The organism is Flavobacterium aeripolare (assembly GCF_013294025.1).
In the GTDB taxonomy this organism is placed as follows: domain Bacteria; phylum Bacteroidota; class Bacteroidia; order Flavobacteriales; family Flavobacteriaceae; genus Flavobacterium.
Genome location: NZ_JABSNL010000013.1, coordinates 126,569 through 126,953, shown reverse-complemented (window position 1 = coordinate 126,953; position 385 = coordinate 126,569).

Below are 385 nucleotides of genomic sequence, written 5' to 3'. Positions count from 1 at the left end.
GTACCACTAAAACCCAAACAGCAATGTTTGGGTTTTTTGTTTTATACAAAAATTGAAAAGCATAACTCACTGGTTCTTCCGAAGCATCGGAACTGCAGGTACCACTAAAACCCTAACAGCAATGTTTGGTTTTTTTTTATACAAAAATTGAAAAGCATAACTCACTGGTTCTTCCGAAGCATCGGAACTGCAGGTACCACTAAAACCCTAACAGCAATGTTTGGTTTTTTTTTATACAAAAATTGAAAAGCATAACTCACTGGTTCTTCCGAAGCATCGGAAATGGAGGTACCACTAAAACCCTAACAGCAATGTTTGGTTTTTTTTTATACAAAAATTGAAAAGCATAACTCACTGGTTCTTCCGAAGCATCGGAAATGGAGGT